This window comes from Mucilaginibacter sp. L196 (assembly GCF_009765905.1).
Lineage (GTDB): Bacteria > Bacteroidota > Bacteroidia > Sphingobacteriales > Sphingobacteriaceae > Mucilaginibacter.
On the sequence record NZ_LMUO01000009.1, the window covers coordinates 665,111 to 688,011 of the forward strand.

Consider the following 22,901-nt stretch of genomic DNA (forward strand, 5'->3'; position numbering starts at 1 on the left):
ATGATTTATTTTTTCTCAGGCAGCAATATAAATTTTATAAAGTTATCACCGCTTAAGTATTTGTTAGCTGCATCCTTGGTGCTTTGTATGGTTACTGTATTTAAATTTTTAATATAATTTATAATACGATGCGGATTAGCCTGGGTTTGACTGCCACTTGCTAAATATCCTGCCCAAAAAACATTCTGCCTTATCTGTACCTCGGTTGAACGCGTATCCTCAGATGTAAACTTCTGGATATCTGTTTGCTGGGCACCGCTTTGTTTAATTTTATTGATCTCGTCAAGGGTTGCGGCAATCAGTTTGTCAACATTTGCAGGGGCGCAGGTAAAGTATATTGTAAAAGTATAACGGCTGTCGGGTATTTTTACGTAACTAGCCCTAACTCCCGGCGAATAAACGCCGCTTTCTTCCTGGCGCAGGCGATCAATCAGCTTAAGTTGTATTATGGCCTCAAGCGCATCCATTTGCACGTTGTTAAGCTCGTTATAATCATAACTGCCACTAAATACCAATTCTACGGTGGCTTTATCGCCAATGCCTTTATAAACAGTTTTGGTTATTTGCCCCGCAGGTGGGTGAATGTTTAAATTCTTATAAGTTTCTTTACTATTGGTTGATGGTAATCCGCCTAAATAGGTTTCCAATAAGGGCTTAATATTACCCATATCAAAATTACCTACAAAAGTGAATGTAAATCCGCTTGCATCAGCAAACCTGTCTTTGTAAAAGCTGTAAGCTTTATCAAGACTGGCTGCATTTAGTCTGCCTGGGGTGGTCGTCATGCCGCGGAAATTGTAGTTGCTCAAAACAGCAGCAACGGTATCCCTGTAAACATTATTAGGGTCAAGGCCACGATTGTTTAAAAATGCATTTGCCTGGGTAATTGTTGATTGCCAGATGTCCGGATCTTTACGTGGCTGGGTGAAATACAGGTAAAGCAATTGCAAGGCGGTTTCAAAATCTTGTGGAGATGAGCTTCCGTTTATTCCTTGTGCATTATCGCTGATATAAGGTGTTAGGCTAACATTTTTGCCTGCCAGCATTTTTCCCAACTGTATTTGGTTGAAATTACCCACGCCACTGCTGCCAACAATATCACCTGCCAGGTTTGCTGATGTGAAATCATCATCGCTTGCTAATGATGTACCACCAAAGGCGTAACCGCTGATCAATATCTGGTCGTTTTTAAAGTCGGTTGGTTTTAGTATGATTCTTACGCCGTTGCTTAAGGTAAGCGTTGCAGTACCAATTGAATCATCGCTTGCGGCTCTAACAGTTGTGCTTGGTATCGGTGGTTTATCCAACAGGGGCTTGGTGCTAACATTATCAACATAAGGTGTTAAGTTATTACCGGCAGCGCTTAACCAACTAAGTACAGTTGCCTGGTTAGGCAGGGTGGTTTTTTCTTTATCAGGAGCTTCAATTACAATCACTCTATTTTGATCGCTGATAAACTTACCTGCCATCGCGTTCATTTCGGCAAGCGTGATTTTGCCAATGTTGTTTACATAAAAATTGTATTCAAAATCAATCCCGGGTATCGCCTGCCCCTTTAAAAAGTGTTGTTCATACTCTTCAACGTAATCTGATGATGCGGTTTTGCCTCTTTCTTTATATTCGTTTTGTAATTGCTGCAAGGCATTTTGTTTTGCACGCTCTAACTCGGTTGAAGTAAAGCCAAATCTGCGCGCGCGTTCCGTTTCTGTTGCTACTGCTTTAACAGCAACTTCCAAATCACTATCCGACTTGGATACCGCTACAGTTATAAAAGCATCCTGCCTGCCCAAAAATGGGCCATATGATGCTTGCCCATATAAGAAAGGCGGGTTACGTTTTTGGCTAAGTTCGCCTATGCGGGCGTTTAGCATCTGGTTAAATAAAGCTACCCTAACGCCTTGTAAATATTGCGAACCGGTTTTAACAATAGTTTCGGGGTGTTTAACTATTATCTCAGCCAAAGTATACGGAAACTCCTTGTCGGTGGCTACAACAATGCTGGTTCCCGGGCTTGGTGGATCGTTATATATGATTCTTGGTTTTTCAACAGGTGGATTTTTAAGTGATGAAAAGTTTTGTTTGATCAGTTCTTCTACGCGTTTCGGATCAAAATCGCCCACAACTATTACCGCCTGCAAATCCGGGCGGTACCAATCGTGATAGAACTCTCTGATAGCGTCAGCGCTTATTGTTTTTATAATTTCTTCTTTACCAATTGGTAAACGGGTAGCATACCGGGAGTTGTTAAACAATACCGGGTAAATTTGTTGCTGTAAGCGTTCCTGTGCATTTTTACCACGCTGGCGCGCTTCTTCTAAAACAACACCGCGCTCTCTGTCTAATTCGGCTGGGTCAAACGTATCGTATCCTGCCCAGTTGGCTAGTATATTAAAGCCTTTTTCAAATACAGCTACGCTATCAGTTGGTAATGGCAGTTCGTAAACTGTTTCATCAAAAGTTGTGGCCGCGTTTAAATCCGCGCCAAATTTTACGCCTGATTTTTGCAGGTAATCAACCAATTGATTTTTAGGAAAATCGCGTGTGCCATCAAATGACATGTGCTCGGTAAAGTGAGCCAGGCCTTGCTGCGCATCGGTCTCTAAAACAGAGCCTACTTTGTTAACTAAATATAATTGGGCCCTGTTTTTAGGTTCGGTATTAGCACGTATGTAATAGGTTAAACCGTTTGGTAGTTTACCGATGATAACATTATGATCGACAGGCAAAAGGTCGACATCATTTATTGATGGAGCCGTAATTGGTTTATGAGCAAGAGGCTTTTTCTTTACCTGGGCAAATGCTCCGCCTGAAGCCATCAGCAAAGCCAAAACCGCTACGGAGATGTTCTTGTTAAAATTCATTAGTTTAAATTATAGGAATATATTTAGTGCTAAAGTGCAAAACGTATTTTTTAGTTTCAAAGTATTGTAAGCATTAAAGCGATTACACCTTAATAATTATTTTACGCTTATATAATACCCAAACCATTAGGTATATAAGCAATGTAAAGGCTATCCCGCCAGCTAATGAAGCATTAACCGGACTGAAGTGCGGTACAAACACGGTTTGATAAATGTAACTGTAAGCATCAATGTTTTTTCCGCCGGAGTTTATTTTTATCAATGCGATAGTGCCGGGTACAATGTCAGACAAGATATAAGCTGTTATGGCATTAATACCAAAGGCCACAAAAAACGAAGTGTATTTTTTATAGCCTTGTACATCTATCAGCCAGTATAATGTAGCTAATGTCATGGTAGCTAAACCGCCTGTATACAGTACAAAAGAGCTTGTCCATAATGATTTGTTAATCGGGAAAAATAAATCCCATATTAGCGAAGCAGTAACGGCTAAAAGGCCATAAATAAACATCCAGGTAACCTTGGTTGTATCATCACGATCTCTACGTTTTAGCCAGCCGCCTACCATCATCCCAAACAAACCGGTGCCTAATGAGGGTAATGTGCCTAGTAAACCTTCAGGGTCCCAGGTATGAGCTTCGTTCCAAAGGTGGTTAGTAGTAAATACAAGCCTGTCTATAAATGCACCCATATTTGTTTCAGGGTTAAGGTTAGCATAACCCACTCCCGGTACAGGTATAAAGCACATAATTATCCAGTACCCCACCAATGAACCAATAAATACCCATTTTATGGTTTTGGCTGATGTTTTTAAGTAAAGCAAAGTGCCAATAAAGTAAACTATAGCTATCCGTTGCAAAACCCCAGGTAGGCGTAGTGTTACCACTTGTGTGTGGTAGAATAACCAAGCCAATACACTTATTACAACCAAGGTTAGCGCCCATATTAACGTTTTTTGAGTGGTATTAACGTACAACACTAACCCAATAAGCACTATTATACCAATACATTGAATAGTACCCGGAAACGGATGGTAAAAAAGTTGTACTAGCAGCGTAATAAAAATAAGCGTTACCATACGCCTGAAAGCATGTATGATAATTTGTCCATGATTTTCTACAAGGGCTTTTTTACTTTCCATCGCATAAACGATAGATACCCCTACCATAAATAGGAAGAATGGAAAGATAAGATCGGTTGGTGTGCAGCCGTTCCATTTGGAATGTTCCAGCGGCGGGTAGATATGTCCCCAATCTCCCGGGTCATTTACTAAAACCATCGCGGCCATTGCGGCTCCCCTAAATACGTCGAGCGAGAGTAAACGCGGCTGTTTGGTTTTAACTTCAGGTTCCATTGTAATAGTTTAAATTTATAAAGCGATTAAATTTATAATTATTAATAAACTTATGGCACGTTATTGTAAAAAAAAATACACCGATAATGGCAAAAAGTGTAATAGTTAAGCTAACATAGGCCTATGTTAGCGTTTAACCACAACCTGCAAAAGCTTTTTAACATTGCCTGCAAAGATGAGCGATTAGGCATAGGCTTAATGTCGGGCACTTCGCTTGATGGGTTGGATATTGCTTTGTGCAGCTTTAGCGGCAACGGCCTCACAACTAAATTTAAGCTGGAGGATTTTGTAACGATACCTTATCCCGCTGATTTTAAAACAGATGTTCAGCAGGTGTTCGCCCAAAAAACGGTCGACCTGGAAAAAGTTGTTTTGCTGAATGAGTACATTGGTACTTACCATGCGGAATTAGTTTTGCAAGCCCTTGCCGAGTGGAATATCGAACCTGAAACTGTTGATTTTATAGCCAGCCATGGGCAAACTATCTATCACGCACCAAAAAGGCTGCATCAAAAAGTAGGTTACCCAAACGCTACCCTGCAAATTGGTGATGGCGACCATATAGCGGTGAAAACCGGGATATTAACCATTAGCGATTTCAGGCAAAAGCATATCGCGGCCGGTGGAGAGGGCGCACCATTAGCTTTATACGGCGATGTAATATTAGGTAACAAAACCGGCGAGGACAGAATATTACTGAACATTGGTGGTATTGCTAATTTAACCTACCTGCCTGCCGATGGCAATTACCAAAATATTTTATGTACCGATATTGGCCCGGGCAATACGCTGATTGATGCGGCCTGTCGCAAATATTTTGATAAGCCTTATGATGAAGATTCGAAAATCGCTTACTCGGGTAACGTAAACAAGGCTCTCCTTGATGAATTGTTTAGTAATCCTTTCTTTAAAGAATTATCACCTAAAACAACAGGGCCGGAATTGTTTAATCTGGATTTCGTGGCAGATGCGCAAAAGAGATCGGATACTTTAGCTATTAGTGCCGAAGATTTAATAAGTACATTGAGTGCGCTTACGGCAATATCAATTGCTCAATTTATTGAAGCTAAGTTTAAGGTAGATGATCTGCAAGTTTTTCTTAGCGGGGGCGGTGCGCGGAATCCTTTTATCGCAGCGCAATTAAAAAAATATCTGCCGCATGCAGCCATTAAAAATACAGACGCTTTAGGGATTGACCCCGATGCAAAAGAAGCGATCCTATTTGCCTTATTAGGTAATGAAGCTTTATGTGGCGAGCCTATGAAAATTGGCAATAACCCAGCGGTTTTAATGGGAAAATTTAGTTTCCCGGGCTGAGGTCACTTTTACAATACAAAAGCTGAATGCATATAGTTTTCGTTCTATATTTGTGTTTTAACTGACACCCACCTCGCCCTGATGAAAAAAACGCTGACCGTACTTTTCGCCTGCGCTGCTTTAATGGCTAATGCGCAAAAAAAATCTGACAATAACTTAGTTCAATACGTAAAACCCATCATCGGTACGGAACGGATGGGGCATACTTTCCCGGGTGCAACTGTGCCTTTTGGGATGGTGCAGCTTAGTCCGGAGACGGATACGCCGAGTTATGATCTGAATGGCCATTATAATCCCGATGTATATAAATACTGCGCGGGTTATCAGTATGAGGATAAAACCATTGTAGGCTTTAGTCATACCCACTTTAGTGGAACAGGCCACTCAGATCTGGGTGATTTTTTAGTGATGCCAACTGTTGGCGAGCTGAAGTTAAATCCCGGTACGGCAGATAAGCCGGGTAGTGGTTACCGTTCGGCATACTCACATGCTAATGAGGTAAGCGAAGCCAACTATTACAAAGTGAAATTGGATGCCAGCGGTATTATTGCCGAAATGACGACCAGCGCAAGAGTTGGTTTTCATCAATACACCTTCCCGAAATCAGATAACGCGCATATTATTCTCGACCTGATGGCTGGTATCTATAACTATCCCGACAAAAACGTGTGGACGTATGTACGAATGGTTAACGATAGCACCATTGTAGGTTATCGCCAAACCAATGGCTGGGCACGTACCCGTACACTTTATTTCGCCATGACTTTTAATAAGCCCTTCATCCAAATGGGTTACAAAAACTTTTCGAAGCATGAAGTTTATGGAGGATTCTGGGGCAAGTTTAACCACGTGAAGAATTTTCCGGAAATAGCGGCAAGACAATTAAAACTTTGGTTCGACTTTAAGACCGAGGAAGGCGAAAAGATCAAAATAAAAATGGCGCTATCGCCGGTTAGTATGGACGGCGCATTAAACAACATGCAAGTCGAGATACCGGGCTGGGATTTTGACAAAGTGAAGAATGACGGGCAGGCGCTATGGGAAAAAGAACTGCATAAAATTGTAATTAACGCGAGTTATGATGATAAGGTGAATTTTTATACCTCGATGTATCATGCCATGATCAATCCAACTGTTTATATGGATGAGGATGGTCAGTACAAAGGCCTCGACCAAAACATACATAAAGCGGATGGTTTTACCAATTACACTACTTTCAGTTTATGGGATACCCACCGTGCGCTGCACCCGCTGTTCAATATTATTGAACCTGACCGCAATGCGGATATGATAAAATCAATGCTGGCCCATTACGACCAAAGTCCGGAGCATATGTTGCCGGTTTGGAGCAATTCTGCTAATGAGAACTGGTGTATGAGTGGTTTCCACAGTGTATCGGTAATTGCTGATGCCGTGGTGAAAGGGAATGCGCCATTTGATGCCAACAAAGCGCTGGATGCCTGTATCGTTACTGCCACCCATCGTGATTACCAAAGCACAGGATTGTTTATGGATATGGGGTACATCCCGGATGAAAAGGACGATAACTCGGTATCATCAACCTTAGAATATGCTTATGACGATTGGTGCATCGCCCAAATGGCTAAAAAGCTGAACCGCATGGATGTATATGATCGTTTTATCAAATATTCCGAAAATTGGAAGAATGTATTTGATCCACAATCGGGCTTTATGCATCCAAAAGAGGCAGATGGCACCTGGAGAAAAACAAAATTCGATCCGTTTACCACAATAGGTATGGGTTTTATTGAAGGCAATGCCTGGAACTATACGCTGTATGTACCACAAGATCCAAAAGGCCTGATAAAGGCGATGGGCGGAGATAAGCGTTTTATTATTTACGAAGACAGCTTGTTTAGTTATAACCTGCCGGATAAATATTTTGCCGAAACAGAAGATATTACCAAAGACGGTATTATTGGCAATTATGTGCATGGTAATGAGCCATCGCACCACGATGCTTATTTATACGATTGGACGAATGAGCCCTGGAAAACACAGGACAAAATACGTATGATACTGCCTAAAATGTATAAGCCAACCCCCGATGGCTTAGGTGGTAACGATGATACCGGCCAAATGAGCGCCTGGTATATATTCAGCGCGATGGGCTTTTACCCAGTTGCACCGGGATCGGATCAATATGCTATCGGCAGCCCGGCGGTTAATGGGGCTGTGATTAATTTAGAGGATGGCAAAACGTTTACCATCAACGTTAAAAACCAAAGCCCTAAAAATGTATATATCCAAAAGATTCTGTTAAATGGCAAGCCGTTGGATGGATATTTTATCTCCCATGCTGATATTATGAATGGCGGCGAGATCACATTCTTTATGGGAAGCAGGCATAAATAATTATTCAAAACCATACTATCAGACAATAGTTTAAATAGTATGGTTTTTGATAATAAGCTCGAAAGATTCTTAGATGCTCAAAAGGCAGATTATGCTATTGCGCTATCTGAGATAAAAAATGGCAGGAAACGCAGCCATTGGATGTGGTATATTTTTCCGCAGATATATGGTCTGGGTTTTAGCGAAACCTCGAAGTATTACGGAATAAAGGATATTGTAGAGGCTCACTCGTTTTTGAATCACCCTATTTTAGGCGATAGGTTGGTTGCTATTTGCAAGGCATTACTTGACCTGCGAGAAAGCGATGCTAATAAAATTTTTGGCAAACCTGATGACCGAAAGCTTAAATCATCCATGACACTTTTTGCGGCTTTATCTAAAACTAATCCTGTATTTCAATCAGTCTTGGATAAGTTTTTTGACGGAGAAAAGGATAGGACTACATTACAGATGATTTCTGAAAATTAATCCTTCTTGATAAATTATTACATTTATCGTTTAACAATCTTTTATGCTCGACTTTCGCTTGCAGGTATTTTATACGGTTGCCAAAAGGCTTAATTTCACTAAGGCCTCTGCCGAGCTTTATATTAGCCAGCCTGCCGTAACCAAGCATATTAAGGAACTGGAAGCGCAGTTTAAGGTTTCGTTATTTGAGCGTAGTGGTAACAAGCGGATACTGTTAACCCCAGCCGGCGAAATGCTGCTGCAATATGCAGAACGGTTATTGGAAATTTACCGCGAGCTGGATTATGATATGAATCTGCTGGTTAAGCAGCACAGCGGTGTTTTGCGCATTGGCGCCAGTACAACGGTGGCGCAATATATTATACCGCCGATTTTGGCGCAGTTTCATAAAAAATTTAAGGATATAAAGGTATTGCTGATCACCGGGAATACGGAGGAGATTGAGCTGGCTTTATTAAATAAAGAGATTGAATTTGGTATTATTGAAGGTATATCTCGTAACCCGCAAATTAGGTACGAGGAATATTTAAATGATGAGTTGGTGTTGGTTAGTGCTCTTAATAATCCAATTATTAAGAAGGATGTTATTAAACCAGAAGAGCTGCCAAATTATCCATTGTTATTACGCGAGCCCGGATCGGGTACGCTTGATGTGATAGCTCATGCACTAAAGCCCCACAATTTAAAACTATCCGACCTTCAGATTGAAATGCAGTTGGGTGGTACTGAAAGTATAAAATCATATTTATTGCATAGCAATTGTCTCGCATTTTTATCCATCCACTCCATATTAAAGGAATTAAAGAATAACGAATGCCGTATAATTGATGTAAAAGGCCTTACTATTGAACGTCCTTTTAACTTTATACAGCATTATGGGCAACCTTCATCATTAACTGAATTATTTATTCGTTTTGCCAGGAGTTATAAATTGTAAAAATTTACTTAAAAGTTGTTTGAAAATGATAAAGCCATCGTCAATTGCGAGCGAAGGGCGAAATTGTCTGAACTCAAATTTTTTGAAATTTGTTGAACTTTTAGAATTCGGGAAATTCTTTAATTCAATAAATTCAGGTTCAGACAATTGACGTTTCATTTTATATTTACTCCTAAATCGTGAAAAATTCTTACATTCTCCTCATCTTTATTGTTACCAATGACTAAACAAAAGCAAAACTTTTTAGGTATAGTAAGCCCTTTCTTGAAAGGTATTGGGCAAATTATGTTGCAGAACAGTACATGGACGGGTCTGTTTTTTCTTGCCGGAATAAGCTGTGGTTCATTAATGATGGGGCTTGGCGCAGCAATAGCTGTAATTACAGGAACCCTTACTGCAAGGCTATTAAAATATGACGAAGATGAAATCAATAGCGGGCTTTATGGCTTCAGTCCAACGCTGGTGGGTGTTGCTATGATTTGTTTTTTTCAACCATCTATTATAGTCTGGATCACTATTCTTATTGGCTCAGCCCTGGCAACTATTATACAGCATTTATTTATTGTAAAAAAAGTCCCCGCTTATACTTTTCCGTTCATCCTGGTTACCTGGTTGCTATTATGTGTTTTCCACTATTTCCCGGCTTTAATACAGTTGCAACCTGCGTCCCCCGCTACTTATGCAAATAATTATCTTGCATTATTTTCCCGTGGTTTCGGGCAGGTTAACTTTCAAGATAACATTTGGGCCGGAATACTTTTTATGATTGGGGTTTTTATTAGCTGCCCAATTGCCGCGATTTATGCTATTGTTGGCACTGCATTAAGCGCTATGCTGGCCTACCAATTAAAAGTACCTATGCATGATATTTATCTAGGCTTACTGAGTTATAACGCGGTGATTTGTTCCATTACCTTTGCGGGTAATAAGGCAGAGGATGTTTTAATGACATTAATGTCGGTTGTATTGTCCGTACTGATCACAATCCAAATGAGGCATCTGAACTTGCCTGTGCTAACATTCCCGTTTGTGTTGGCTACCTGGCTCACTATCGTTATAAAAATGGTAAAACAAACAGTTCAATTAAAATTGAAGCAATAAACAATTACGGTTATGTCAAATATCAATCTCATCATTGAAGAAAGAGCAGCCAGTATTGGTAATTTTATGGTTGGCCGCCTACTGCCATTCCGGGAAAAAAGAATGGTTGGCCCTTTTATTTTTATTGACCACATGGGGCCGGTAAAACTAATAGAGCGACAAAGCTTTGATGTGCTGCCGCATCCGCACATCGGCCTTTCTACACTTACCTTTTTATTCGAAGGCAGCATAATGCACAGGGATACATTAGGGAATGTTGTTGAAATAAAACCTGGGGCTGTAAACTGGATGACAGCGGGTAAGGGAATAGTACATTCTGAACGGATACCAGAATATATACATCATGCAGATCAGATAATGCATGGTTTGCAGATATGGGTTGCACTGCCAAAGGAACTGGAACAAATGGCACCTGAGTTTTTTCATATTGATGGAGCGGAGCTGCCGGCATGGGCATCCGGTGATCTGCAATTTAAGCTGATAGCAGGCGAAGCATTTGGCCATAAATCACCCGTTCCGGTTTATAGCAAGCTGTTTATGGTTGAGATTAAAAGCAAAACCAAACAAACGGTTAATATTGGCTATGAGCTATATGGAGAAGTAGGATTGTACATACTCCAGGGCAATATTGAAAGTGAAGGAAATATTTATCACCCCAAACAATTATTAGTAGCTAAGGAAAGCGCCCTGTGCGAGTTTACTATAGCCGCCGACAGCACCATTTACCTGTTTGGCGGCGAGCCCTTTGCCGAGGAACGCTTTATTGACTGGAATTTTGTTGCTACCGATAAGGAGCTGATCAACGCCGCTAAACAAAAATGGATAGCACAAACGTTTGATAAAATAAAAGGAGATGAAACAGAATTTGTACCTTATCCAATATTTAACAAAAAATAATCATGGCAGCAATTAAAGCAAGTATCGGCACAGAACTTTACAAGATTGAGATTGAATCACCAACAGGCAATGTGGTTATCGCTGATGAACCGGTTGCAAAAGGCGGACAGGACAAAGGCTTTTCGCCTAAAGAATTGCTGGCATCGGCCCTCGGTGCATGCACCTGTGCTACAGTGCGCATGTATGCCGATCGCAAAGCCTGGGATCTGGAAAAAGTAGAAGCATCAGTTGAGCTTATCGACGAAGAAGGGCAAACTAAATTAATCAGGAAACTGCAGATTACAGGCAATCTTCACGAGGAACAACGTACCCGGTTATTAGCCGTTGCTAATGCCTGCCCTATTCATAAAATATTAACCCATCCTATTGTTATTGAAACGGTATTGGTGTAAGCCTCTGTTTTTAAAAAATGAAGTCATCATATTCAATTAGCCACTTATAGATTTTAGATGGATAAATTACATTGGCTCTACGATTTGCTTGATTTGGCGGGGACTTTTGCTTTTGCCATAAGCGGCGCGGTGGCGGCAAAACAAAGAGGCCTGGATCTTTTCGGGATTTGCGCTATTGCATTTACAGTAGCCTGTGGCGGCGGCATTATTCGTGATGTGTGTATCGGGGCCATCCCACCAGCGGGCTTAGCTAACTGGCATTATTTGGCTGTCGCGATTTTAGCTACCGGAATGACCATTGGTTTATACCCTTTTGTACAACGGGTTAACCATCCGGTGCTGTTTTTTGATGCATTGGGCCTGTCGTTATTTGCTGTTACTGGCGCGCAAAAAGCGCTTGCTTATGGTCATAACGGGGAGGTTGCCGTTCTTCTGGGTATCACTACAGCAGTTGGCGGCGGCGTATTGCGCGATATTTTGCTTAATCGCATTCCCGTTATATTGGCAAAAGAAATTTATGCATCAGCAGCCCTTGTTGGGGCTTTAATTGTGGTTTTAGGGGATTATTTAAAATGGCTAACAGCCGACTGGGTTTCCATCGTTGCTTTAATTACATGTTTCGCATTACGTTTGCTGGCGCTCCGCTATCATTGGAACCTGCCTGTTTATGCAGATGAAAAAACATCAGATTAATAAAAATAGATTTGCTATTCTGTTATCTCATTAGATGCTTATTCTAAAAAATAAAATTTGCCCAACTGGAAATTATCAGATCACATCCGAAAGGTGTTTATAGTTAGATTTGATAATATCCAGCACCTCATCCATCCTGCCGCCCAATATTAATTTGCCCATGGTTATGGCATATCCTTTTGCCTGTTCCCACTCTATTTTAGGGGGCATTGCTAAAGCATTGGGGTTGGTTAGTATATTTAAGAGTACAGGCCCATCTTCCTTTATAGCTTGTGCAATAGCACCTTTAACCTCGCTTTGATGATGAACAGAAATGCCTTTAAATCCCATTGCCTGGGCTACAAGAGCGAAATCGGGGTTAATCATATCTGTTTCATTATCAGGTAATCCATCAACTTCCATTTCCAGTTTTACCATCCCCAGGGCCCGGTTATTAAATACGATTAACTTTATTGGCAAGTTATATTGCTTAATGGTAGCCAGGTCGCCAAGTAACATAGATAGCCCCCCATCACCACACAATGCAACTACCTGCCTGCCCGGATAGCATAAGGCGGCACCAATGGCCATAGGCATAGCATTAGCCATTGAGCCATGATTAAATGAACCGAGGAATTTTCGCTGCCCTGTAGCGTGTATATACCGGGCACCCCATACGCAACTCATCCCCGTATCAAGGGTGAAGATGGCATCTTTTGCGGCCAGCTCATTTATTACGGAGGCAACATACTCGGGCTGGATCATATCTTCCGCGCCAACATTATTCACGTAGGTTTGCAGGTGATCTTTTACCTTATCATACAAGCTCAGCTGTGCTTTCAGAAAACTATCATCTTCTTTCTTTGTGATCAATGGCAATAATGCTTTTACTGTGTCTGTGATATTCCCGCATAGCCCCAGCTCCAGTTTGGCCCGCCTGCCCAATCTTTCTGGTTTTTCATCAACTTGTATAATCTTGTTGTTAGTCGGCATAAAAGGTACATAAGGGAAATCGGTACCCAGCAATAAAACAACATCAGATTCGTGCATGCTATGGTATGCAGAAGGTAAGCCCAGCAAGCCAGTCATACCCACTTCGTACGGATTATCATATTGCATACCCATTTTACCGCGGAAAGAATAACCTACAGGGGCTTGCAACGCGGCAGCAAGCTGTACAATTTCATCGTGTGCCTCACGGGCGCCGTAGCCACAAAATATGGTAATTTTTGGATATTTATTGAGTATATCAGCCAGGCCTTGCAATTCATTGTCGGCAGGCCTTAAAATCGTTTCACAGCTGAAGTTTTGCCGGGAGGCAATGCTTTCTTCTGCCGGCATGGATGATACATCGCCCGGCAGGCCAAATACAGCTACCCCTTTATGATGAATGGCATGTTGAATAGCAGCCTGAAACATACGCGGGGCCTGCGCAGCGGTAGTTGCCACCTGGTTGTAGCAACTGCAATCGTCAAACAACTTTATAGTATTGGTGCTCTGGAAATAATCCTGACCGAATTCAGGTGTGTTTATAGTTGAGGCAATAGCAATTACGGGTACACCGGTACGGTGCGCGTCATAAAGCCCATTGATAAGATGTATATGCCCCGGGCCGCAGCTACCCGCGCAGCAGGCAAGCCCTTCCAGCTCTGCTTCCGCCGCTGCTGCGTACGCGCCAACCTCTTCATGCCTTACGTGTATCCATTTTATTTTGCCACTTCGCCTTACCGCATCATTCAAATGATTTAAGCTATCGCCGGTAACGGCATAAATTCTTTTTACCCCGTTTTCTACCAGCATTTCTACCAGTTGATCTGCTACTTGTTTGCTCATGGCTTATAGTTTTTGGTTAATAAAATGAGATCTGATTTAATCACTAAATTAATATTATTCAGGCGCGAATTATACATGTAACGATATTGTGAATAGGTTGTTTGGAAAAAATATCTGCACCATGCAAATAGGAAACATTGTATATCTTTAAGCGTTATCTGCTTACTAATTAAAACACCCCAATCAATAGAAAACATGAAAACAGCAATCAATTCATTAGCCGATTTGATGGTTGCATTGAATAACAATGCACCTCAAAACTTAGAAATACAAACCTCTATTCTTTGCCCATATTCAATTAATTTACCAGTTGGTTTTAGCATTACGGGGGTTAATAAAGAACGCTGCATTATTAGTTTTAACAATGGTGATGGAATTGGCCTTACTGCCGATAATGAAGTTAGCAATTTGACCATCCAAACCAATCCTAATAACCGGGCCATTTATACGTTAAGCAACCATCCTGATTTAGGAACACTATCCCTGAAAAACCTTACTATTACAGGCCAGGTTCAAATATTGACCAGGACGGGTACCAATAAAACAAAATTGGTTGCCGATAACATTGATATTGTGGCTTGCGATGCCCGCAGATATTCAGAACAGCCACAAAAATATGGTGTTAATGTTTATCAGGGTGCTTTTACGGTTTATAACTTTAACAGCGATCTGGATAGCGTAATCAACGCTACTTTAACCAACATCTGCTTAGGGCGAAAGGGGGCTCCAGTAATTGGCTCCGGCTTATTTATTTGCGGGTTTGGCGACAATGGCGGCTGGGTAATAGCGGATACGATAACTACAGGCGATATTTACTCGAACGGGATGCTGCCTTTTGGGCAACCGGATATGATAACCGCCGGTGTTTTTATTGTAAATGGCGTTAAAGTAAAAAGCCTGACACACAAAGGTTCGGTAACCACTTATGGGGTAAATGATATGGTATTAGATACCTGGGGATATGTAGAGAAATGGGTGGCTGAAAAACCGATTACATCGTACGGGCCAAGCGGTATTGGCTTTGTAAACTTTGGAACTGTTGATGAGTTTGAAGCCAAAGATAAAGTTGAAACTTTTGGTTCAGGTGCACGTGGCTTTAACCAGTATGATGGTACGGTTAAAAAGGCCGTTTTCCATTCTATAATTACGCATGGAAATGGTTCTATCGGGATGCAGTTTAGCAAAGCGGTAGGCAGTATCGAAGTAAAAAACGGAGTTGTTACCAATGGCTCTGTAGGGGAATCGCTTGTTAAAGGGGTAATTATGACCTTGCCTGCCAATGCCATTAGTGTTAAGCCTGGTGGAGAGATTAAGCAATTGAAAATTTCAGGCGGTATTACAACTCATGGTAACAATGTAACCTCTTATCATGTAGAGGGAGGAATTGTACACGAATTGAATGTTAAAGGAGATATAGCTGCCAATGGCGATGATTCAATTGCTGTACTTGTTTCCAATAATGGGGAAACACCATTAACCAATATTTCGGCGGTATCAAAACAAGGGATCGCCGTCAAAATTTCTGGTGGCAAGGTGACCGATCGTACAGGCCTTTCGGCTAAAGGTGCAAAAGGCAATATTGTCGAAACAAATCAGTAATCAATACCACATAGCCCGCTAAAACATTGATTTAGTGGGCTATTATCAGGCTATGGTATCAGCAAGTTTATTGCTTGCTTTTATCGCGTGTGATTTTCCGGATTCCATTAACTGCGACTCTATTTTTACTTTGTAATACCCCAGCGGTATATGGTTGTTTTCGTTTTTCTGATCCAGCAGCTGCATTAGAATATCTGTTGCTTTCTGCCCTTGTAAATATGGAAACTGTTCGACAGAAGCGGCCGGTACAACATCCATATAGTGAACAAGCGGGAGATTTGAATAGCTAACAAACTCAATATCCTTATCCGTTGCGTTGTTGGAGTGGCGCGAATAATTGATCGCGAATAAAGCCAGGTAATCATTAAATGTTATGATGGCTGTCGGTTTTCTTTTATTAGCAAGTAATTCACGATAGGCCATGAGTGTTCCCTGTTCGGTCAGGTCGCAATTAACAATCATTGATGGATCAAATTTTAACCGATTTTTTGTCATGGCCTCAATATATCCTTCACGCCTTTCTTCGCATGCAAATAATGTTTTTGGCCCGTTGATCATTCCAATAACACGATGGCCTTTTTTTAATAAATAGTTCATCGCTTCAATGGTCCCGGTTTTGATGTTACAGCCCACAAAATGCGTTTGTGCAATTGGAGGAACGCGATCAAAGAACACCACCGGAATGTTATAATTTTTCAGGCATTGAAAATGATCAATATTTGTTGTGTTTTTGGCAATGGAAACCAGCAATCCATCTACACGATGATCCTTCATTCTTTTTACCAATTGCTTTTCATGCTCCGTATTTTCATGCGACTGGGCTATTAATACGGTATAATTTTGTTTCGCGGCAGTATCTTCAATGGCGTTAACTACGGTAGAAAAGAATGATTCTGAAAGCTCCGGCAATATGACACCAATGGTATAGTTTCTGCCTTTCTGAAAAGATATAGCCGATAGGTTAGGCTCGTAATTAAGCTGCGTTGCCAGATTCCTTACTTTTACCCTTGTAGCCTGCCCGATACTTGAATGATCATGAAGTGCCCTTGATACCGTTGATGGGGAAATATTTAAAAGGGAGGCAATTTCTGTTATGGTAGCTGGCTTTGAATACATTTTATCAATATTGCATTATGTTATACATAATGCAATATTGATAAAAAATATCTAACAAACAAATATCTAACAAACGTTCAGCACCAAAGCATCCGGTTTGTTACTGAATTATTTAACGCAATTCATCAAGTACCGGTGCTTTAACCGTCACAATTTCGTGTTGTGGATTATCATTTTGCTGTTCAAAAACAGTAATTACATTGTTGCCCTTTTTTAACCAGCAGCAGGGTAAATAAAGTGTTTGCTGAGGGCCGATGTTCCAGTATCTCCCAAGATTGTGTCCATTTACAAATACAATACCTTTTCCCCAGGTGTGCATATCCAAAAATGTATCCCCAATGGCCGCTAACTTAAATCTACCCTGATAAATTGTCGGGTTTCCTTTAATGTTTATAGCGCTATGGCTCAGAACCGGCGTTTTGCTCATAGGGAATTTGTACATTTTCCAGTTTCCGGTGATGTTTTTGCCATTAATTACAACCGGGCTTATAATTCCTTTTGAGTTATGGATAATTTCGCTGCCATAGTTAATGCGGCCCATGTTCTCAACTAAAATATCAAGGCGCGCGTTAGCCGGAATATTGATGTCGCAGGTAAATTTATTTTGCTGGCGATTAAGTTCAGCCACTTTTTGTCCATTTACATAGATGGTAGCGTAGTCCCTTAATCCCTCAATATCCAACGAGCCATTTATTGGTTGGCTAAATTTACGGCTGTATAAAATATACCCGGTCCCTTGGTTAAGGCTTTCAAATGTTTCAGGGGTATCAGCCACCACAGGTGTCATATGGTTTACTAAATTCAGTAAGTTCACAGTTGCCGTTAATTTAACCGGTGGGATTTGTATAACGGGAATTTGTTCAGGAATAGCAGGAACAGGATAACTCACATATTTTTTTAATAAGTTACGTATGGCTGTAAATTTAGGCGTTACCCAGCCGGATTCTGAAATAGGTGCATCATAGTCGTAACTGGTTAGGTCGGGTTGCAACTGATGTTCTTTGCTGTAATTTGCACCACTTGTAAAACCAAAGTTAGTGCCGCCATGTACCATATACAGATTAAACGATACACTGTCTTTTAAGTAAGCTTCTAAATCTTTAACCACACCTTCTGTCGTGACTTTTTCAAATTTTTCGCCCCAGTGGTCCAGCCAGCCGGGATAGTATTCGGCAACCATATAAGGGCCCTTGCCACCGTGGTATTGGTTAACCGATTTTTTTAACCGTTGTATATCTGTTTCGCCATTAGCGGTGGGCAGTGTGCCGGTAATGGCCCCCCCTTCAAACGCGTTGCTGCCATCTGATGTATATAAAGGGACATCTATTCCTGCCTCGATCAATAGTTTTTTTATTGCAGCGCTGTAAGCTTTATGATCCGCTAAGGAAATATCCTTTCGCTGGATTACATATGATCCAAATTCATTTTCTGCCTGTACCATAATCACGGGTCCACCATGTGTGATTTGAAGATCCCTGACCTGATCAGCCAGTTTATTTATATATACCTTGCATGAATCAAGAAATTGCCGGTTATTACTTCTGATCACCAGATCCTTGTTTTTCAGAAGCCACCACGGGTAGCCTCCAAATTCCCACTCGGCGCAGGCATATGGCCCCGGTCTGAGTATAACCATTAAACCTTCCTCCTGGGCAATTTTTATAAACTCCCTGATGTTATGATTGCCTGTCTTAAAGTCCCAAACGCCGGGTGCTGTTTCCTGGTAATTCCAAAATATATAGGTGGCAACAGCATTAAGGCCCATGGCCCGCATCATTTTTAACCGATGACGCCAGTAAGGTGCAGGCACACGTGCAAAATGCATTTCCCCTGAATGTATCTGGATGGTTTTTCCGTCGTATTTAAACGCGCCATCACTAACTTCAAAAGTATGCTTCACCTGGCTAAAGGCTTTTGAAGCAAGTAAACAACATAATAGCAGGCAAACAACTCTTTTATTCATATTAATTTTAGCAGTGTTAGTAGTAAGTAATTTTATACAAACGAAATTAACTATTTTATGCTCATTAACCACAAAATAGCTGCTACAGTTAAACACAAACGTTTGCGTAGGGTTAATAACTCGAATTTACGGGTCATTATAGGCTAATTGCTAACTTGCGGTATCTTAATCTAATTTGTATTAAAGTGATTGTAAATTTATCAAAACGGATTCTTACCCTGATTATTCTACTGCTTGTCATCAGCTTTTTCCAAACTGCTTTTAGTCAAACTATAAATATTATTCCGTATCCCAATGCTGTTAAGGTTATGCCCGGGGAGTTTGTTATAACCAAGGCCACGCGCATTATTTATAATCATCAGGATAAAGAACTGGCTGTAGCTATTAGTCCGCTGATTCTAAAATTTCAAAAAGCTGGCGGCATCAAACTGAAAACTACCGGCAAATTACGTAGCCATGATATTCTTGTAAGGCTAACGGATAACATAAAACAACCGGAAGGTTATCATCTGGAAATCAGCCCGAGTAGTATTAAGATTGAAGCCGGAACACCTACGGGGGTATTTTACGCTGTTCAATCATTATTACAATTACTCCCAACAGAAATAGAGAGCCCAACGCTGGTGAAAAATGTACAATGGAAAGCTCAGGCAGTTATAATTGATGATGCTCCGGCATTTGCTTACCGTGGTTTAATGCTTGATGTGGCGCGACACTTTATGCCATACAGTTTCCTGGAAAAAATGGTTGACCTGATGGCTATGCAAAAAATGAATACCCTGCATTTGCATTTAACAGATAGCCAGGGCTGGCGCTTTGAGAGTAAGAAGTATCCAAAACTTACACAAATTGGCGCTTACCGTAAAGGAACGGCTTTCAACACCACCTATGATTATGCGTCACGACCGAATGATACGCTTTACGGCGGCTTTTATACACAGGATCAGTTACGCAAGCTGGTTGCTTACGCGCAATCTAAATTTATTACCATTATTCCGGAAATTGAAATGCCTGCTCATGCAGAGGCTGCGCTTGCCGCTTATCCCCAATTTGCTTGTTTAGATAGTACAGGCAAGGCATTCCCATATCCATCGCAAATACAGAATGAATTTTGTACCAAGGATTCGACCTTTATTTTCCTGACTGATATACTAACCGAGGTGATGGATGTTTTTCCATCTAAATATATCCATATAGCCGGAGACGAAGCATCTAAGGAAAATTGGCGCAAATGCCCGATATGCCTTCAACGGATGAAAGATGAACATCTAAATTCCGTAGATGAACTGCAAAGCTATTTTATAAAAAGGATTGAAAAATTTGTCAACCAAAAAGGAAGAAGGATTATTGGCTGGGATGAGATTTTAGAGGGCGGCTTAGCACCCAACGCGACCGTTATGAGCTGGCGCGGAGAACAGGGCGGTATTGATGCTGCAAAATTAGGCCACCAGGTAATAATGACACCAGGCGACTATTGTTATTTTGATCATTATCAGTCTGCCGATAGCTCAGAACCTCCTGCATTTGAGGGTTTAACTACCCTTGCCACTGTTTATGGTTATCATCCAGTGCCGGATGGTTTAACGCCAGAACAGGCAAAGTTAATAATCGGAACCCAGGGTAATCTATGGACGGAATCTGTACCAACGCCTGAGCATGCTGAATATATGTATTTCCCGAGGGCTATAGCACTGGCCGAAGTAGCATGGACTACCAATAAACAACCTTATGATCAATTTTTGAGCAGGCTTTTGTCTTATATCAAAAGGTTGGATTACTATCACGTCAACTATTCACGCCATATGTTCGACATTCAAATGACTACTTCAGTTGATTCGGTAACAAAGTTGGTGAAGGCACAGCTAGCAGGCATTCCGAAGGGTTATGATGTGTATTATACCACAGATGGTTCCCATCCAACGGTTAATTCATTTAAATATACAGGCCCTATCACCATAACTAAAGATGCTGAAATAAATGCTGGTGTAATTTATAATGGTATACTGGTTGACGAGGTGAACAAAGCATTTACCATAAATAAGGGTACAGGGCATCCATCCACATTAGTAACTCCACCGAGTAAGTCCTACAATAAAGGTGGCGAACATGCCTGGAATAATGGAATTTTGGGAAGCGATAGCAGGTTTAATGACGGCGAATGGCTGGGTTGGGACGGACAGGATTTTGACGGAACAATTGATTTGGGTACATCGCAATATATGGATACCATCACAACGAGGTTTTTTAATAAACCATCAGATTGGGTTTATATGCCGCAATGGGTAAGTATATCGGTTTCGGATAATGGGGTAGATTTTAAAGAAGTAGCAAGGCTGGCCGACCTGCAAACAACCAAAGATGGATCCCATATTTTAAAGACAGGATTAGGGCATATAAGCGCGAGATACGTAAAGATAGTTGCAAAATGCGATGGGCTTATTCCAAAAGGTTCTCCGGGAGAAGGAAATCAAGCGTGGCTTTTTGTTGATGAGGTTAAAGTTGAGTAATAGGACAATCAAGCTATCAGCAGTAATTATCTAAAACATCAGGACAAACATTTGTGCGGCGTTAATTATAAACTATGAGAAAACTAATAATCATTTGCCAGTTTATCGGTTGCATGCTGTTGATTGATACAAGGGTTTTTGCTGCTGATACTTTGCAGATAAAGCCCAATATTGTTATTCCATTGGGAGGCAATGCCTGGGTAAATGCCCCAGCAACAATAGTGGATGCCGGTTTGATGAACTGGAAAGAACAACAGTCTGTATGCAAAATTTATTTTAAGGTTTCAGTTAAGCAAAATCTTGCTGTTGCCTTACGGTTACGTGTACCCCAAGGGAAAAGCACCATCCAAATAAAGGTTGGGAACAGAACTTTTATTAAACAGGTAGCTAACACGGCGTATGATACCGTGAAAATAGGAGGCTTTTTTGTGAGCGATCCCGGTTATCTTACGGTTGAACTTAAAGGTATTAGTAAAACAGGGGAGGTTTATGCTGATGTGTCAGATCTGATCATACACGCGGCTAGGGCCGATACGGGAATTAGCTATGTAGCAACAGGGAGTTCTTTTCACTATGGCAGGCGGGGGCCCTCTGTGCATCTACGATATGGTATACCTAAAAAGTTTAATACGGTCCGTTGGTTTTATAATGAGGTGACTGTTCCCGTCGGGATGGATGTTATAGGATCCTATTTTCAGGCTGATGGGTTTGGTCAGGGATATTTTGGGATGCAGGTTAATTCAACAATTGAGCGGAGGATATTATTTTCTGTTTGGAGCCCTTTCAATACGGAGGATCCCAAAAGCATTCCTGATAGTATGCGTATTAAGTTGATAAAAAAAGGAAGCCAAACTCATATCGGGGAATTTGGCAATGAGGGATCGGGAGGACAAAGCTACATGATCTATCCGTGGGTAGCTGGCAGCACCTATGCTTTTTTATTAAGTGCAGAACCTGATACAATACATAAATCGACCATCTTTACAGCTTATTTTAAAGATATCAACCTAAATAAATGGTATTTGGTTGCAAGATTCAGTCGGCCGCAAACGGTTACCGGCTTAACAAATCTGTATTCCTTTGTTGAAAATTTTATTCCTGAGCAAGGGGATAAGACGAGGATGGCCTTTTTTAATAATCAGTGGATTGGTGACCGGAACGGCAATTGGCAAGAACTGACAAAAGCGACCTTTACAGGCGATGCTACCGCAAAAATGAAATACCGAAAAGATTATGGCGGCGGATTGAACGGAGGGGCATTTTATTTAAAGAATGGTGGCTTTTTTAACAAGTTTACAATCCTTAATCAAACTTTTGTCCGGAAAGCTAACGGTCATCAACCGCAGGTTTTCGGATTACCTGCAAAATAATGTTCATCTTAGACGCTGTTTAAAAATGATTGAATGTTTTCTATATAAACACAAAAACAAAGCGTCATTGCGAGGAACGAAGCAATCTCTACATAGGCAAGACGATTAGAAAGGTGCTGAATCTATAGAGTAGCTCTG

Annotated in this window: 16 protein-coding genes; 11 read left to right on the forward strand and 5 right to left on the reverse strand. The window is 41.1% G+C overall.

The window, feature by feature from the left end; all coding sequences use genetic code 11:
• Positions 1-5: 5 nt before the first annotated feature.
• Both GSQ74_RS06530 and GSQ74_RS06535 read right to left on the reverse strand, forming a co-directional pair.
• Complete coding sequence (locus tag GSQ74_RS06530) at positions 6-2,861, reverse strand: pitrilysin family protein (protein WP_158991295.1); 2,856 nt, start codon at positions 2,859-2,861, stop codon at positions 6-8.
• 82 nt (positions 2,862-2,943) lie between these two features.
• Positions 2,944-4,215, reverse strand: coding sequence for an acyltransferase family protein (locus tag GSQ74_RS06535; protein WP_158991298.1), 1,272 nt, complete (start codon positions 4,213-4,215; stop codon positions 2,944-2,946).
• Between the two features lie 123 nt (positions 4,216-4,338).
• Here GSQ74_RS06535 and GSQ74_RS06540 point away from each other — a divergent pair, with 123 nt between their 5' ends.
• The 8 genes from GSQ74_RS06540 to GSQ74_RS06575 all read left to right on the forward strand — a co-directional run bounded on the left by GSQ74_RS06540 (position 4,339) and on the right by GSQ74_RS06575 (position 12,396).
• The gene (locus GSQ74_RS06540) at positions 4,339-5,532 is read left to right on the forward strand and encodes an anhydro-N-acetylmuramic acid kinase (protein ID WP_158991300.1); all 1,194 of its coding nucleotides are present in this window, start codon (positions 4,339-4,341) and stop codon (positions 5,530-5,532) included.
• A gap of 81 nt (positions 5,533-5,613) precedes the next feature.
• The gene (locus GSQ74_RS06545; RefSeq protein ID WP_158991303.1) at positions 5,614-7,908 is read left to right on the forward strand and encodes a GH92 family glycosyl hydrolase; all 2,295 of its coding nucleotides are present in this window, start codon (positions 5,614-5,616) and stop codon (positions 7,906-7,908) included.
• Positions 7,909-7,947: 39 nt separating this feature from the next.
• Positions 7,948-8,376, forward strand: coding sequence for a DUF1810 domain-containing protein (locus GSQ74_RS06550; RefSeq protein WP_158991306.1), 429 nt, complete (start codon positions 7,948-7,950; stop codon positions 8,374-8,376).
• A 43-nt stretch (positions 8,377-8,419) separates the two neighbouring features.
• Positions 8,420-9,313 carry a LysR family transcriptional regulator gene (locus tag GSQ74_RS06555; RefSeq protein ID WP_158991308.1) on the forward strand — a complete coding sequence of 298 codons (894 nt, stop codon included), beginning with the start codon at positions 8,420-8,422 and terminating at the stop codon, positions 9,311-9,313.
• Positions 9,314-9,532: 219 nt separating this feature from the next.
• Positions 9,533-10,414 (forward strand): urea transporter, encoded by an 882-nt coding sequence (locus GSQ74_RS06560; protein WP_158991311.1) that lies wholly within the window; start codon positions 9,533-9,535, stop codon positions 10,412-10,414.
• A 12-nt stretch (positions 10,415-10,426) separates the two neighbouring features.
• Entirely contained in the window at positions 10,427-11,311 is an 885-nt protein-coding gene (locus GSQ74_RS06565; RefSeq protein ID WP_158991314.1) for a pirin family protein, read from the forward strand.
• A gap of 2 nt (positions 11,312-11,313) precedes the next feature.
• Positions 11,314-11,703: an OsmC family protein gene (locus GSQ74_RS06570; protein WP_158991317.1), complete on the forward strand. Its 390-nt coding sequence runs from the start codon at positions 11,314-11,316 to the stop codon at positions 11,701-11,703.
• 57 nt (positions 11,704-11,760) lie between these two features.
• Positions 11,761-12,396: a trimeric intracellular cation channel family protein gene (locus GSQ74_RS06575; RefSeq protein WP_158991319.1), complete on the forward strand. Its 636-nt coding sequence runs from the start codon at positions 11,761-11,763 to the stop codon at positions 12,394-12,396.
• Positions 12,397-12,471: 75 nt separating this feature from the next.
• Here GSQ74_RS06575 and GSQ74_RS06580 read toward each other — a convergent pair whose 3' ends face one another.
• On the reverse strand, positions 12,472-14,208 hold the full coding sequence (locus tag GSQ74_RS06580) for a thiamine pyrophosphate-dependent enzyme (protein ID WP_158991321.1): 1,737 nt from the start codon (positions 14,206-14,208) through the stop codon (positions 12,472-12,474).
• A 195-nt stretch (positions 14,209-14,403) separates the two neighbouring features.
• Here GSQ74_RS06580 and GSQ74_RS06585 point away from each other — a divergent pair, with 195 nt between their 5' ends.
• Positions 14,404-15,807 (forward strand): hypothetical protein, encoded by a 1,404-nt coding sequence (locus tag GSQ74_RS06585; RefSeq protein ID WP_216846682.1) that lies wholly within the window; start codon positions 14,404-14,406, stop codon positions 15,805-15,807.
• A 45-nt stretch (positions 15,808-15,852) separates the two neighbouring features.
• Here GSQ74_RS06585 and GSQ74_RS06590 read toward each other — a convergent pair whose 3' ends face one another.
• Positions 15,853-16,923: a LacI family DNA-binding transcriptional regulator gene (locus GSQ74_RS06590; protein WP_158991324.1), complete on the reverse strand. Its 1,071-nt coding sequence runs from the start codon at positions 16,921-16,923 to the stop codon at positions 15,853-15,855.
• Between the two features lie 112 nt (positions 16,924-17,035).
• The gene (locus tag GSQ74_RS06595) at positions 17,036-18,886 is read right to left on the reverse strand and encodes a beta-galactosidase (RefSeq protein WP_158991327.1); all 1,851 of its coding nucleotides are present in this window, start codon (positions 18,884-18,886) and stop codon (positions 17,036-17,038) included.
• 185 nt (positions 18,887-19,071) lie between these two features.
• Here GSQ74_RS06595 and GSQ74_RS06600 point away from each other — a divergent pair, with 185 nt between their 5' ends.
• Both GSQ74_RS06600 and GSQ74_RS06605 read left to right on the forward strand, forming a co-directional pair.
• The gene (locus GSQ74_RS06600; protein WP_158991329.1) at positions 19,072-21,393 is read left to right on the forward strand and encodes a glycoside hydrolase family 20 protein; all 2,322 of its coding nucleotides are present in this window, start codon (positions 19,072-19,074) and stop codon (positions 21,391-21,393) included.
• A gap of 74 nt (positions 21,394-21,467) precedes the next feature.
• A complete protein-coding gene (locus GSQ74_RS06605) occupies positions 21,468-22,763 on the forward strand; it encodes a DUF3472 domain-containing protein (protein WP_158991331.1) in 1,296 nt (431 codons plus the stop codon).
• Positions 22,764-22,901 lie beyond the last annotated feature (138 nt).